The 14,937-nt window shown below is 33.6% G+C and carries 17 protein-coding genes; 12 read left to right on the top strand and 5 right to left on the bottom strand.

Features of this window, described 5'->3' with window-relative positions:
- The first annotated feature begins 3 nt into the window (after positions 1–3).
- The 3 genes from gatB to ACSVDA_RS13900 all read left to right on the top strand — a co-directional run bounded on the left by gatB (position 4) and on the right by ACSVDA_RS13900 (position 3,419).
- On the top strand, positions 4–1,434 hold the full coding sequence (gatB, locus tag ACSVDA_RS13910) for an Asp-tRNA(Asn)/Glu-tRNA(Gln) amidotransferase subunit GatB (RefSeq protein ID WP_485884038.1): 1,431 nt from the start codon (positions 4–6) through the stop codon (positions 1,432–1,434).
- Positions 1,435–1,551: 117 nt separating this feature from the next.
- Positions 1,552–2,439 (top strand): aminoglycoside phosphotransferase family protein, encoded by an 888-nt coding sequence (locus ACSVDA_RS13905; RefSeq protein ID WP_485884036.1) that lies wholly within the window; start codon positions 1,552–1,554, stop codon positions 2,437–2,439.
- Positions 2,440–2,921: 482 nt separating this feature from the next.
- On the top strand, positions 2,922–3,419 hold the full coding sequence (locus ACSVDA_RS13900; RefSeq protein ID WP_485884035.1) for a DinB family protein: 498 nt from the start codon (positions 2,922–2,924) through the stop codon (positions 3,417–3,419).
- A 269-nt stretch (positions 3,420–3,688) separates the two neighbouring features.
- On the opposite strand, the gene cyoE is transcribed toward ACSVDA_RS13900, so the two are convergent.
- On the bottom strand, positions 3,689–4,606 hold the full coding sequence (gene cyoE, locus ACSVDA_RS13895) for a heme o synthase (RefSeq protein ID WP_485884033.1): 918 nt from the start codon (positions 4,604–4,606) through the stop codon (positions 3,689–3,691).
- A 184-nt stretch (positions 4,607–4,790) separates the two neighbouring features.
- A complete protein-coding gene (locus ACSVDA_RS13890) occupies positions 4,791–5,132 on the bottom strand; it encodes a cupin domain-containing protein (protein ID WP_485884031.1) in 342 nt (113 codons plus the stop codon).
- A gap of 489 nt (positions 5,133–5,621) precedes the next feature.
- Here ACSVDA_RS13890 and ACSVDA_RS13885 point away from each other — a divergent pair, with 489 nt between their 5' ends.
- Positions 5,622–5,960, top strand: a complete 339-nt coding sequence (locus tag ACSVDA_RS13885) for a zinc ribbon domain-containing protein YjdM (protein ID WP_485884029.1) — start codon at positions 5,622–5,624, stop codon at positions 5,958–5,960.
- Positions 5,961–6,075: 115 nt separating this feature from the next.
- On the opposite strand, the gene ACSVDA_RS13880 is transcribed toward ACSVDA_RS13885, so the two are convergent.
- A complete protein-coding gene (locus ACSVDA_RS13880; RefSeq protein ID WP_485884028.1) occupies positions 6,076–6,861 on the bottom strand; it encodes a DUF817 domain-containing protein in 786 nt (261 codons plus the stop codon).
- 478 nt (positions 6,862–7,339) lie between these two features.
- Positions 7,340–7,720 (bottom strand): DUF4440 domain-containing protein, encoded by a 381-nt coding sequence (locus ACSVDA_RS13875; protein WP_485884026.1) that lies wholly within the window; start codon positions 7,718–7,720, stop codon positions 7,340–7,342.
- Between the two features lie 335 nt (positions 7,721–8,055).
- Between ACSVDA_RS13875 and ACSVDA_RS13870 the strand changes: the two genes are divergently transcribed.
- Entirely contained in the window at positions 8,056–8,523 is a 468-nt protein-coding gene (locus ACSVDA_RS13870) for a DinB family protein (protein WP_485884025.1), read from the top strand.
- Between the two features lie 97 nt (positions 8,524–8,620).
- On the opposite strand, the gene ACSVDA_RS13865 is transcribed toward ACSVDA_RS13870, so the two are convergent.
- The gene (locus ACSVDA_RS13865) at positions 8,621–9,187 is read right to left on the bottom strand and encodes a GNAT family N-acetyltransferase (protein ID WP_485884024.1); all 567 of its coding nucleotides are present in this window, start codon (positions 9,185–9,187) and stop codon (positions 8,621–8,623) included.
- 109 nt (positions 9,188–9,296) lie between these two features.
- Between ACSVDA_RS13865 and pdxR the strand changes: the two genes are divergently transcribed.
- From pdxR to ACSVDA_RS13830, 7 genes are all read left to right on the top strand, one after another.
- Positions 9,297–10,709 carry a MocR-like pyridoxine biosynthesis transcription factor PdxR gene (gene pdxR / locus ACSVDA_RS13860; protein WP_485884022.1) on the top strand — a complete coding sequence of 471 codons (1,413 nt, stop codon included), beginning with the start codon at positions 9,297–9,299 and terminating at the stop codon, positions 10,707–10,709.
- Between the two features lie 281 nt (positions 10,710–10,990).
- Positions 10,991–11,773, top strand: a complete 783-nt coding sequence (locus ACSVDA_RS13855) for a TetR/AcrR family transcriptional regulator (RefSeq protein WP_485884021.1) — start codon at positions 10,991–10,993, stop codon at positions 11,771–11,773.
- A 217-nt stretch (positions 11,774–11,990) separates the two neighbouring features.
- Positions 11,991–12,851, top strand: a complete 861-nt coding sequence (locus ACSVDA_RS13850; RefSeq protein ID WP_485884019.1) for an alpha/beta fold hydrolase — start codon at positions 11,991–11,993, stop codon at positions 12,849–12,851.
- An 87-nt stretch (positions 12,852–12,938) separates the two neighbouring features.
- Positions 12,939–13,367, top strand: a complete 429-nt coding sequence (locus tag ACSVDA_RS13845) for a hypothetical protein (protein ID WP_485884017.1) — start codon at positions 12,939–12,941, stop codon at positions 13,365–13,367.
- A 78-nt stretch (positions 13,368–13,445) separates the two neighbouring features.
- Positions 13,446–13,649 carry a tautomerase family protein gene (locus ACSVDA_RS13840; RefSeq protein WP_485884015.1) on the top strand — a complete coding sequence of 68 codons (204 nt, stop codon included), beginning with the start codon at positions 13,446–13,448 and terminating at the stop codon, positions 13,647–13,649.
- Positions 13,650–14,083: 434 nt separating this feature from the next.
- Complete coding sequence (locus ACSVDA_RS13835; RefSeq protein ID WP_320208845.1) at positions 14,084–14,425, top strand: PadR family transcriptional regulator; 342 nt, start codon at positions 14,084–14,086, stop codon at positions 14,423–14,425.
- Positions 14,422–14,934 (top strand): hypothetical protein, encoded by a 513-nt coding sequence (locus ACSVDA_RS13830; RefSeq protein WP_485884013.1) that lies wholly within the window; start codon positions 14,422–14,424, stop codon positions 14,932–14,934. The genes ACSVDA_RS13835 and ACSVDA_RS13830 overlap by 4 nt, the downstream gene beginning before the upstream one ends.
- The last annotated feature ends 3 nt before the right edge of the window (positions 14,935–14,937 follow it).

Here is a 14,937-nt window from a genome sequence, read left to right as displayed (position 1 = left end):
AAGATGAACTTTGAAACGGTAATAGGGCTTGAAGTCCACGTAGAACTAAAAACAAAATCAAAAATCTTTTCAAGTAGTCCGACTGATTTTGGTGCACCCCCAAATACGCAAACGAGTGTAATTGACCTTGGTTACCCGGGTGTGCTACCTGTGTTGAATAAGCAGGCAGTCGAATTTGGAATGAAGGCAGCTATGGCATTAAATTGTGAAGTAGCAACACATACTAAATTTGATCGTAAAAATTATTTTTATCCGGATAACCCAAAGGCTTACCAAATCTCTCAATTTGACAAACCAATAGGAGAAAACGGTTGGATTGAAATAGAAGTAAACGGCCAAAAGAAAAAAATTGGCATTACCCGCTTGCATTTAGAAGAAGATGCAGGAAAATTAACACACTCTGGGGCCGGCTATTCATTAGTTGATTTCAACCGTCAAGGAACGCCACTTGTAGAGATTGTTTCAGAACCAGATATTCGTACACCTGAGGAAGCATATGCATATTTAGAAAAGCTAAAATCCATTATTCAATTTACTGGAGTGTCAGATTGTAAAATGGAAGAAGGCTCACTGCGATGTGATGCTAATATTTCTTTAAGACCTATTGGGCAGAAAGAATTTGGTACGAAGACAGAACTGAAAAACTTAAACTCATTTGCTTTTGTTCAAAAGGGTCTTGAATTTGAAGAAAGACGCCAAGAAGCAGTTTTACGTTCTGGTGGAATTATTGAGCAAGAAACACGTAGATATGATGAAGCAAGTAAAAAGACGTTGCTCATGCGCGTCAAAGAAGGTTCTGATGACTATCGTTATTTTCCTGAACCAGATTTAGTTGCTTTACATATTGATGACGAATGGAAGGAACGCGTACGTTCTGAAATTCCAGAACTCCCAGACCAAAGGCAAAAAAGGTATGTAGAAGAACTTGGGTTACCTGCCTATGATGCACAAGTACTTACACTAACAAAGGAAATGTCTGATTTTTTCGAAGCTACAGTTAACCATGGCTCGGACGCTAAGCTTGCTTCAAACTGGATAATGGGTGAAATCTCCGCCTATTTAAATGCGAATCAGCAAGAAATTACTGATATAGCTATTTCCCCTGAAGGATTAGCAAGCATGATCAAATTAATCGAAAATGGTACAATTTCATCAAAAATTGCTAAAAAAGTCGTTAAAGAGCTTATCGAAAAGGGTGGAGACGCCGAGAAAATCGTTAAAGAAAAGGGCCTTGTTCAAATCTCTGATCCAGCCCAGCTTACTCCTATTGTTGTTGAAGTGCTTGATGCAAATCCACAATCAGTTGAGGACTTCAAAAGCGGGAAAGAAAAAGCCATTGGCTTCTTAGTTGGACAAATTATGAAAAAAACAAAAGGTCAAGCGAATCCACCAATGGTCAACAAGCTGTTGATGGAAGAAATAAAAAAGAAATAAGATATTACAAACACTCTTCAACTAATGCTTGAAGAGTGTTGTTTTGTTATAATAGAATTAATGTGGAAAAATATGTATGTTCGATGAGGGGTTTACATTAGTAAGGGGGAGGATCAATTGAAGTTTAATACAATTCCATTTCTAAAGGATGCTAAACATGCAAAATTAATTCATGAAGGCTTTTCTGAAGATGAAAAATGGAATGTTGATGAGTGTTATTTATTGAGATTCTATCCTAAGAGCAATATAGAAACTTTGACTAGGCAAGCTAATTTAATCGAGCAAGCATATGAGTCTGGATGTCAGGTTCCAAATGTATATGATTTAGGTGTATGGGAAGATACACCTTATATGATTGTTGATTATGTAAAAGGTGAAAATGCAGAATTGATGATGGATAAGTTAACAGAAGATGAGCAGTATGAACTTGGTAAGGAAGTGGGAGAGTTGCTTTCTAAATTACATGCTGTACCTATTGCTGAGCCTTCAGTATGTTGGGATGAGCTTTGGACAAATCGTGTTGAACGACTTTCACCACAATATAAAGAGATTTTTCATGATTCATCGAGGCATCTCTACGTGATAGATTTTATTAATGATAATCTTGCATTAATGAATAATCGACCTGTTGCTATTCAACATTACGATTTACACCCTGCAAATATAATCGTTAAGCATAAAAAGCTTGCCGGAATGATAGATTTGCAGAAAATCACTATTGCTGACCCTTATCATGAATTTTATAAAATGGAGTATTTCACAACACCTATTAGTCAAGCATACGCTCGTGGTATCATCGATGGCTATCATCAGGATGGTGTGCCAACATTATTTTGGCAACTTCATCGCCTATATGCAGCGATACATATTATTTCTGCTGAAGTATGGGGGCATAAGGTTGCTTTAGATCAAAAGGATAAATTTATGCGCCATACACTTAGAACACTAGATGAATGGGACGATTTCAAAAGAGAGATTCCTAGTTGGTATAATAGCGAATGTTAAAGAGATTAATAACGATATATTAGGTAGTTTAGTTATATTTTTTTTCATATTCAATAATCATGAACATCAAAAATAAGTTGTTTAATATATTCTCTTCGTAATTACACTTATATAAATATCCGTAACTTCTTAATTACGTGTTTAGTATTTTTTAGGAGCGGCGCTGTTTTACATACAGTTGTTTCTTTTTGTACTATGATATAAACACGTATAAACTATCGTTCGAGATACCTTGTCAACTTTCTGAATTTAGGAGTCCGGTTACAAAGGCTGTTTTTGCATTGCTTATTGCTTTTCGTTAGATATATGAACGTATATCTAGCGTTTCTTTTCTGTTTTTACAATTGTTGAGGTCACATAAAACTCAAACAAGAAATTTTACGAAACGAGCTTTAACAAAAGTGTCTATAATAAACATGAAATCTGTTTGGAGATAATAAAATGTATTATCAAATAGTCCTTTAAAGGAGGCTACGATTAAATTGGATCTAAAAGAAGTTTTATTAGAACAAATGATAACTTGTCATGAGCAAAAGAACTGGTTTGTACCACTTACTGTTGCCCTTGAAGGGGTTTCAGCGGATCAGGCAATGTGGAAAGTAGGGGACAGCAACTCCATATGGGAAATAGTTAGCCATTTAACTTTTTGGAATGAGCGATATTTGAAGTTTTTTAAGGGGGCTCCACTACCTAAAGGTAAAGTCGTTAATGATGATACATTTGATTTGTCTAAGGTAAATGATTCTAACGAAGAATGGGCAGCTGCAGTATCACATCTATGTAACATCATGTCTGAATGGGTAACTGTCGTGAAAGAAAGCGATCAAGATAAACTTTATAGTGTAGCACATATTGATTCTGGTACATTATGGTCTTCAATGATAGCTAACTTCAATACTCATAATGCATATCATATTGGCCAAATTGTTCAAATACGAAAGATACAAGGGATATGGGATTCATCAGCTGGAGTCAACTAAATTTCTAACATATTTAAGCTGTTCTCATTTGCTGACAGCATCTTATGTTAAGGAATCTGTGTAATAATGGAAAAAAGTAATTTGCAAGGGCGAAAAACAGCTATGCTTTGTGACAGTAGGTCTAAGATCAGTATCTCCATAAAAATGGTAAGAGTCCCAAAATGTCGACACTGATACATAACCACTATCTGCATAAAGAATAGCTGTTTTCATTGGATCTGGGCATGTAAATTATTTAAAAATTACTAATGCCATCTTCAATATATGTTTTACAAGTCAAACAAAATGCCCATGAGAGAATAGATGATTACAGTTGAAAATAAAATAGTCATATGGAAAAGGGAAAATATAAACATTGACTTTGCCCATTTTTCAGAATCCATTCTTTTATAACCATAAACACTTAAAACAAGCCATGAAATACTTAACAGAAGTGCTACAAGCATTAACCCGGTGCTTAAAGATACGAAAAGAAAACTAATTAAAATTAATACAACTAAGTAGACATTTGTTTGTATATACGTTCTTTTAACTCCTTTGATTACTGGAAGCATTGGAACATTTGCAGCTTTATATTCACTGTGTTTTCGTATAGCAATAGCATAGAAATGAGGCATTTGCCAAATAACTGTAATGACAAAAAGACCGAGAATGGCAGGATGTGTAATGTCTGGATAAATAGCAGCCCAACCTATGAGTGGAGGCATAGCCCCAGAAATACTTCCAATCTCTGTATTGTAAATTGTTCTTCTTTTGCTCCACATCGTATAGGGGACAACATAAAAAAACAAGCCCAAAAACCCGAGAAGTGCTGCTAAAGGAGTCGCTAATGATAATATTATTATTCCAATGATGGTCATGAAGCTACCTAGCCATAGAACGGTTTTAGGCTGTATTTCTCCTGTCACAGTGGGTCTGTTTTTGGTTCTTTCCATTATTGAATCAATATCTCTATCATACAAGTTATTAAAAGCTCCAGCCGCACCCATTACTAAAATAGAACCGATGGTAGCATAAATTATTTCTGGTATTTTCTCAATGAGACTCAATTGATACGTATATAAAGCCAATGTCAACCCAGCAAACATAGGAAACAGATTGGATTTAATGATCCCAGTCTTAACAGTTTGCGCTAAAATTTGCGATAATGTACGCTTTGACATTGTTAAGTTTTCTTCCTTATTCATGATGACCCTCTTCTCTTTGAACTAGATGATCTGAATGTTTCTTACTATACTCGAGAATAACATGATTGATGTTGATCTACAAAATTAAAAGCTTACATTTTACATTTCATATTGAATTTACAAACTAATTGGTATGTTTGTCAAGAGAAGGAAGTTATAACTTTTCTATTTAAAAATGGTTATGTTATGCAATGTTGTCATTTTGCAAGAGTGTTGCTGGTGAGAAAATTACGATAATCGTAAGGTCTTTTTTTATGTCATAAAATTGATGTTTCACATTTTTCTCTACAAATACAAAAGATCCGTCCTTAACTGTAAAGTGATTCTCACCGACGAACATTCGTGATTCACCACTTATTATAAAATAAAGCTCATCCTCTGTATGTGGTTGCTGAGTATCAATCTCACCAGCTTTTAGCTCATATATACCTACACTCATTGAAGAGGTATTAAAAAACTCATTATATGAGTGTTCTGAGCCTTTGAATTTATTAATCAGCTCCTGTAGGTTAAATATATTCTCCATTATGAATCAGCTCCATATTAATCATTTATTATTCTGAATATTCTATAATATATTAGTGTATTTTACAATTACATCTATATTTAAAACGAAAAAACGAACATTTGAAGATAACTTGTTTTTGGGAATGGCTATTATTCGGGTTATAAAAGAGGGGAATTCTACATTTTTGTAAAGACTGTTTTCTAAATGGTATTAATTTGATAACAATAGCAACAAACTTTAAGAAAAAAAGCCTTAGAAATAGTTGTTTTCGCATTAATTGTAGCTTGTCGTAATAGAGCTAAATACGTATGATTAACGTTCGTGGCAATTTTTCTATTTTTAAAATCTATATCCACTCTTAAAACTCATCATACTCCCTATTTTTAATAACAATAGCAACAAAGTTAAAAAAGCCTTAGAAAATGTAATACAATGTTAACGCGATCGATAAGAAATGATAATATAGTTTCTATCGATCAACTTATAGGAATGGATGGAGGAAAATAAATGAGCTTGCCAAATTGTCCAAAATGTAATTCACCATATACGTACGAAGATGGGATTTTACTAGTGTGCCCAGAATGTGCCCATGAGTGGAGTTCTGAGGGAGACGTCGTAAATAATGAAGATCAGAAGGTGATTAAAGATTCGAATGGGAATGTCTTGAAAAACGGTGATTCTATAACAGTCATTAAAGACCTTAAAGTTAAAGGTAGCTCAATAGTCGTAAAGATGGGGACCAAAGTAAAGAACATTCGTCTAGTTGAAGGAGATCATGATATTGATTGTAAAATTGATGGCTTTGGGGCTATGAAGTTAAAATCAGAATTTGTTAAAAAGGTATAGTGACACACAGCAGCAATATTGAACATTACATAACCATTCAGGTATTTGATGTGGCTCTTAAAAATGGAGAAAATAATAAAAAAGAGAGAAAGCTCCAAGTGGAGTTTTCTTCTCTTTAAATGGATATTTCACTTGACGGCTTCCTGTTGTTTTTTACATGTTTAAGCTCAGCAACGATCATGAGGCTGACAATAACAAGTAGGAGCCAAGAACTGATTTTTCCAATATGCACAATTTCCCAAGTCTGTTCTTGATTCGGATACGCCCATGCACCAAAAAAGGTGGCGATATTTTCCGCAATCCAAATAAAAAATCCTATTAGGATAAATGAAAGTGCTAGAGGCATTTGATAAGTTGTTTTGTTAACCGTAAAGGACACGAATGTTTTAAGGAAAACAAAGAGAATTGTAAGCTTTAATACCCAGCGAACATCAAAGATGAAGTGATGTGTGTAAAAATTAAAATAGATTGCAGCTCCTAAAATGATTACAACCCATGAAGGAGGCCAACTGTTCAATTTTAAATCAAATCTTCTCCATGCCTGACACATATAACTAGCTACACTTGCATACATAAACCCGCTGTACAGAGGAACACCGTATATTTTTGTAACTGCGTTCTCAGGGTAAGACCATGATCCCATATGAACCTTATATATCTCAAGAGCAAGTCCAATTAAATGGAACACAAAAATAACCTTAACTTCATCTGCAGTTTCATACTTAAATATTACTAATAAAACTTGAGTTACTACACAAATGAGCAATATAAGGTCATATCGAGCAATAAAGGGAACTTCAATAAATTTTGTAAGTGCAAGGGAAAGAAAAATAATAACGGGAAAAACGCAGGACCGTGCCTGTTCAAAACCAAAATAGAAAAAGTTACGTAAATGTTTCATTTATAAAGCACCTCATAAAACCCCAGTAATATAGTTGTAAGTATGGGTGGAAATGAAAAAAAAATCTATAGTAATAATTGGTTATATGTACTAATACTGGTTATTAATCGTAATAGTAGCATAGATGACTGCAAAGTACGATACACTAAGTAACAATTTAGTGAAGTGAAGTTAATTTCTAGTTAACTATCTATGCAAAAACGACAAGAAACAGCCCCGATTTTTTTCTTTAAAGGCTGTTTTCGCATTGATTGTTGTTTTTCGTACAACAAGAGTTCGTGACAGCTTTTCTTCTGTACAACGAAGACTAACAATAAAGACGACTGTTTATGGTAATGATAACAATAACACCAAAGTTTACGAAAAGAGTCTTATATGGAGCTACGAATCGTTCTATGTAATGGTTATTTAGTATGTTAAAGTTTATTGGTGTTTGAAAAGAATAACTTAGATTTATGTACAGGGAGTAACTTGTATATTATTTCTCTATCTCAATGAACTCTCTAAGTAACTTCCAATTGTTTTCTTCTCGTTTCCAAATAAACATGCATTTCGCATATGCAGGTGTACCATTTATTATGCTGATCTTTGTGCCTAAAATGATATGTTCATCTCCGTTATTACGTTCTGTAATAGAAAGGGGTTCCAATGTCATTTCAGTATTCTCATCATATTGTTGTAAGACTGCATTAATATCATAATTGTAATCATATTGTTCGGGATGATTTAGGTTTGAATGTGCCCAAAACCCTATAAAACTTTTAGACATATATTTTCTTATGTCATCTCCATTTTTACTTTTAAATCCCTCATTCCAAGACTTGTAATATCGGTCTAATACTTCTTGAATAGTATCCATAGCATTCTCTCCTTATAAGATGATACGTATTAAATTTCAATAAAGACACTATTAATCCTTTAATAAATGTTCGACATGATATGTCAATCTCTACTTCCTTGTGCAACTGATGCTAGCTAACTAATGTGTCCGAGGTTACTATAACAATGAATGGTCAATAAAAAGGACTATGATCATTTTGTTAATATGCAGGGATTATAAAATAGTGCATCGAAGCATATTTTATAGGATAATATGCAATTTATCTGGAGGAAAAATAGGCTTGGAAGTTGATAGACATAAATGATCGTGTAATTTCCATTAAACTATGCTAAGCAGGTGTTAAGGAGGATAAGATGTGTAAAGATTATATAATTGAGAAAAAATTAGTGTTAATTGACTGGAGTCAGTCGTTAAATAATATGAGTGATGAATTATGGCTCAAGCCTATTAAAAAGGGTTCTTGGGCTACAGCTGATATTATCTCTCATTTCAAATTATGGGATATGTTTTTAATAGAGAATAGATTGTCTTATTTAGTGAGAGGAGAAGCTTTCCCAAAACTAGAAGTTGATGTTGAAGGTATGAATAAAAAAGCTTCTGACTATGCTAGGTCGGGTATTTCAAAGAATGATTTAATAGATGAATTTATTTCAGTTCGTAAAGAATTAGTTTCGATAATAAATTATTTTCCTGAAGAAAAATTTAATCAACCATGCAAAGGTAAAGAGCATTTAACTCTATGTGATTATCTTTCAAGCATGGTAGATCATGACATACATCATCAAAAACAAATTGAAGATTTTTTAGCAATGTCGTTGTGAAAAGCCTAGCTGTTATTATTGTCTTTTTGTTGCTAAAGGATGGTTATATAAATCAATCAAATATACCCCAATAAAAGAGTATATTTGATTGATACTGCTAATCTTTTTTACTTAATCGATATTCATCTTCTAGCATACTCATTAAAATAGCATCATGGTATTGATGATCGTAATATAGTCTGTCACGTTGTATACCCTCTTTTTTAAACCCCAATTTCTCATAAACATGTAACGCTCGTTTGTTAAACGAAAATACTTCCAGTTCGATACGATGAAGGTTTAATATTCCGAATCCGTATTCCAACATTAAGGAAATCGCTTCACTTCCATAACCTTTACCTTGATGTTGATCAGCATCTATAGCAATGCGAATGCTGGCACTGCGGTTAAAAGTATCAATATCCTGTAAGGCAATGTCACCGATTACGTCATCTGAAGAACAAAGTGCAATTAATAAAATAATTGAGGAAGAATCTCCAGATTTGCTCTCAATATAGCTATTAATTTCTTTTCGTGTATAACTCCTCTGTGTACCTGTTAGTCTTCTTGTTTCTGAGTTATATAGCATGCTGAAATATATTTCACTATCCTCTACATCCAATGGACGTAAATAAACTTTATTTCCAGTCAAGAAGCGAACTGGGAGCTGTTGATTTGATGTCATAGTCTATTCCTCCTTGTTCATTTAGCAAGAGTATATCAGTAAATTGTATATTTAAAAATGTGCAGTTTATAATAATTAAAAAGGACAGATGTGGAAGAAGGATGATTAGATGATACTGCTCCCAAGATTAGATGAAAACAGTAACATGCCTCTTTATGTTCAGATATATGAATATATGAAGCAAGAAATTGTCGGTCAAACTATTTCAGAAAATACGCGTCTTCCATCTATTAGAAAGATGGCAGATTTACTTGCTATTAGTACGACGCCAGTAGAGCTTGCATATCATCAGCTTATAGATGAAGGTTACATTATTAGTAAACCGAAAAGTGGATATTATGTTAAAAACTTACCGAATACATTATATGATAATCAAGTTAATCTTTTTGATACTGCAAACGTAAAAGGTTATACACCAAAACAAGTCTATAAATATGATTTTCATTTATCGAAAAATGATTTTAATGCATTTCCTTTTCAAACGTGGCGTAGACTTTTTAACCAGGTTATGCGCCTTGAAAATAAAGATTTACTTTTTTATGGAGATCCACAAGGAGAAGAAGGGCTGAGAAATGAAATTGCAAAATATTTGTATCAATACAGAGGGGTTCAATGTTCTTCAGATCAGGTTGTCATAGCAGCAGACCAATATGCACTACTTAATTTTATTAGTCAAATTTTGCGAGAGTACTCTGTGAATGTTGCAGTAGAAAACCCAGGATATATTTTATTTCGATCCACTTTTAAGCAGCAAGGCTTTCAAATTTCACCAATTGAATTAGAGAAAGGTGGGATTAGCCTTCAGCATTTATATGATAGTAAGTCAAGAATCGTTTGTGTTTCACCTTCACATCAGTATCCACGTGGTATGATCATGCCTGTCTCGAAGCGCCTCAAATTGCTAGAGTGGGCAAAACAACATGATGGCTATATTATTGAAGATGACTACGATGGTGAGTTTCGTTATCATGGAAGACCGATACCTTCATTACAAGGATTATTACATGACACAAATGTTATTTACTTAGGTGGTTTTTCGCAAGTATTAGCCCCTGCCATGTGTATTAACTATATGGTATTGCCAAAAAAACTAGTTTCTACATTTCACTTAGTACAACAGCGACTATTATTTGAGCAATCATCCTCACCAATTCACCAAAAAACGCTAGAGGTTTTTATGAAGGAAGGCTATTTAGCTAGACATATTGCCAAAATGAGAAATATTTATAGAAAGAAACACGACAAGGCAATAAATTCGATTCAAACTCATTTTGGAGAAAAAGCATCTGTCTTAGGTGAGGATGCAGGCTTTCATCTTTTAATAAAGGTTCATAGCACAAAAAAGGAAAGTGAGCTTATTGATTTAGCAAAACATGCAAGTATAAATATTGCATCAGCTACATTCACTTGGTTTCAATCACCAATAGAAGAACAAAAGGAATTTATTTTAGGTTTTGCTAGTATGGACATAGATGATATTGAACCAGGTATCAAATTGCTCAGTGAAGTTTGGCTGAAGTAAAAAATAAGGCTCTTTTCGTAAATTTTTTTGCTTTTTTACTAAAACCGGACAGCTAGATGAATTTTATGAGGGTTCATAAATTTTAAAAGTAGAAAAGGTACCACGGTCACTAAGTATAGACGTGCTTATATCTAAGTACGAAAAGCAAATCAATGCAGAAACAGCCAATATTAAAATAGAAATGACATTTAAAATATAATTGAATTTTCATAATATATAAAATATAATAAATACATACTCATAAGTTTGTTTTTGTTACATATGTATATAGAGGTGGTCGTGTGAATTTAATAGATAGAATTAATGAAGCTATAAAAAAAGTATCAGTTGAAAAAGCTTATGACAAGGTTACTTATGCTGACATTGCTAGAGAAGCAGATATACATTGGACTACGGTTAAAAGAAATATTGGAAGTAAAGAAAACATCCGAATAAAAATTTTAGAGTATCAAGCTGCAAGCAACGAATCATTCAAAGATACACGAACAAAAATTATAGATTCTGCTGAAGAAGTATTTACTCAACTTGGGTATGACGGAGCGACTTTGGATCAAGTTGCTGAGCATGCAAACATGACAAAAGGTGCTGTATATTGGCATTTTACAAGCAAGAGTGAACTTTTTTTAGCATTAATTGATAGAAGCCTAAAGCAGCTTTTATATCACTTACCTCAACAGTCAAAAGATGTATTTTATTCATATAATCCTCAGGAAGCATTATCAAATTTACTACAAAGTCAATTTATGTCATGTGAGCATGACCAAGGGCAAAGGCCAACACTATTTTTTGAATTTATTTCTAAACGGAGAGATGAGGAAATCCATAAAAAGTTACATCAATCCTTCTCACAGCTGTTTAATGGAACTACTGAAATCATCCAACAAATGCAGCAACAAAAACGGTTGAATGATGATCTAGATCCTCACAAACTAGCTGTTACATTGCACGCAATAATGAACGGCATGATTCTTATGTGGTTAGTTTCTCCGGAGTCTGTACCGCTTAGATCAATAGGAGAGGAAGTAGCAAAAATCGTGTGGAGAGGAATTGAATATACAAAATAAGCTCATGCAATTGATATGATCAAGTAGTAATATTAACATACCTACAAGTATGTTGATGAACTTTATCATTAATTAACAAGGGGTGGATAAAATGGCTTTCACTATTTTACTCAGTATAGCTTTGTTATGTTTTGCTTTGTTCGTATTCAATAAATTTCAATTTATCAAGGCAGAAAAGTTGTTTCCGCACAGGGGGAACTTTATAACAGTTAATGGAGTGCAGTTGCATTATATTTGCGAGGGCACTGGTCAACCAATCGTTTTTTTACATGGTGGCATACTTTCGAGTCGGGATTATGAAGAGATAGTGAAGCTAGCTGCTGAAGAGGGCTACCAAGCGATTGCCTTTGATAGACCGGGGTATGGACACAGCGATAGACCACAAGGTATTGACATGAATCCAAACGATCAAGCAAGAATGATTCATGCTGCAATTAATGCCATGGGAATTACGAAACCTATTATACTAGTCGGACATTCATGGAGTGGTACGATGACGTTATCGTATGCATTGCAGTTTCCTAAAGATGTGGCAGCGCTTGTTACATTAGGGGCGGTCATGTACAAAGAAGGTTATCCTGCGGAAAAACCTGATCTATTATCGAGAATAGTAGTGACACCTGTGCTTGGGTCAATCCTTTTACATATGTTATTAAAGTCACCAATAGGGAAAGGCTTAGCTCATACTACGGTTACTGAGACGTTTAAACCTGAACGTGTGCCTGAAGGCTATAAAGAAGAATTTTATGCTTTAGCATTCCGCCCAGTTAATTTTAGAGCCAATCGTGAAGATGTACTTGCGTTTCCAATTACATCAAAGAAGATAAGTGAAAAATATAAAGAGATCAAAACGCCACTCCTCATAATGGTTGGAGGAAATGATCCTTTTAGTACTACAAGGGAACAAGGACAGCGGTTAATGAAAGATATTCCACACACACAATATAAGCTTATTCCAAATGCAGGTCATATGATGCCAGATATACATCCAAAGCTAGTTTTACATCATATTAGCACTTTTTTTACGGAAATAAATATAAAACGCAATAATACCATAGAATATCCACGTATAAAATAGTAAATATTTGGTATTTTATGTTAATCTAGTAATGATAAATTCATAAGATTGTCGGTAGTGTAAGAGAATGACGTGAAGGAGGGTGTAATGAAGTTTAACCATGTTTGTAAACTTGTATTAATATTTTCTTTTACACATATGTTACTATTACCAAGCAGTTCTTTCGCCACATCTTGGGCGTATGAATTTGTCGTATGGAAAGGTTATACGTATGAAGTACTTGATGAAGTTGTGACGAATGTAGGTAGGAAAATAGGTAAGGTAACTAGATATTCGGATATGGAATCTTACTCAGGTAATTTTTCGAATGCTTATAAGGAAGGTACGAAATATTACGCTATTCAAGGTATAAGTACAGATGAAGCCATTGCAGTGCAAGTTGAAGATGGGGTTTATAAAAAAGCTGTAAGAAGAGGGGAACATAAGGGTGTTTCATCGCCAGCTTTACTTATTGTAGGAGCTTTTGTGCTCCTTATCATTGGTGCATTCTATGTTGAAAAGAAGTTGAAGAAATGAAAAATAGTTATTGTATGATATTAAAATGTCACCTGTTTACATTGGGTGCCGTTAATAGTATTTATGGAGGGTGAAGAAATGCCTTATATTAATCTTCAAATAACAAAAGGTGCAAGTCGAGAACAAAAAGAGCAAATCGTTAAAGATTTTACAGAAACTCTAGGTCGTGTATTAGGAAAAAAGCCAGAGCATACTCATATTGTTATACAAGAAATTGAAGATGAAAACTGGGGATTTGCTGGTGTTTTAACTGACGAATACCGGAAAAACGCTTCACAGTAATCATGTTAATAGGCTGTTTTCGCATTAATAAAAGCTAAACAAGAATATAGGGGGATCTTTTACCTCTAAAGTACATCAATTAATCAAATGTAGGGGGAAAAGCAACAAAATTTGAAAATAGCCTTTCAATAAAATGTTATAACTTCTTGTTCTTATATCTAGCTACAGTAATAGCGAATATAATAATTTCATTTGCAAAGCTGATCCTGTTTCGTAATAGGTGTCAGCTTTTTTATTTGGTTGTTTTATTATTTTTTATTGTTGTTAGTAGGTTTCTTTGACTCGGAAGGAATCATGTAAGCATTACTTAAAGGTGATATTTTAGTGTAGTTTGCACAAGATAATATTACTATCCACACCATTATTTCCAAAAAAAGTACATTTTTTTCTTTTATATACTTGAAAGAAGTATATATGTGTGTTAAATTTATTTTATGAATAGAATAAGTTTAATAAAAGGTCATTTAGAAATGTGTGTACTGTCGATTTTGTCAAAGAAAAAAAGCTATGGGTATGAAATTATGAAGGAGTTAGAACAACACAATTTAAAACTGAAAGGAGTAGGCAGTATTTACCCAATATTGACGAAGTTAAAAGATCAAGAATGGGTGGATACTTATCGTGAAATGACAGATAGTGGTAAAGTTCGCGTGTATTATGAAATTAATGATCAAGGAGAATTGTATCTTCAAAAGAAAATTGATGAATGGTTAGAGTTACAGAGTGATATTAAATCTCTACTAAATAGTGGATTAAAGGGAGAGGATCTAGAATGAAAATGGAATTGAGCATTGCAGAACAACAATATGTAAACAAAGTGCTTGATGAGTTAAAAAGGTACCAAATAAGCTCAAAAGAAAGAAGTCGTATTAAAGAGCAGCTTCTGGAACATATACAAGAAGCTCGTGAGCATGGTGATGATGCGATTAGTGAATTAGGAGATCCTGCTACATTTGTTGCTGATTTTTTGGAAATAAATGGTATAGATCAAACTGCTGGGCTTAAACAAATACAGCAAAGTAAATCAAAGAAAGGTAGGGTATTTCCCATTGGAGTGTTTACCCTCATCGTAACCTATCTTTGTACACAGTTCATATTTTCTATGTCTTTAACTAGAGCATTTGATCCAACATACACGAATAATACGTTTAACTATAATATTTTATACCAAATCTCAGATAATACATGGTGGAATGCTATGCTAATGGTTTTTAGTCTTGCTATTTCCTTGTTAGTGTCATTACTAGTAGTGGTTTATTTACGTAAAGTACGATATAAGAGGTGAAGA

The organism is Cytobacillus sp. Hm23 (assembly GCF_051842895.1).
In the GTDB taxonomy this organism is placed as follows: Bacteria; Bacillota; Bacilli; order Bacillales; family SM2101; genus Nanhaiella.
This window is presented reverse-complemented; position numbering and strand designations above follow the sequence as displayed.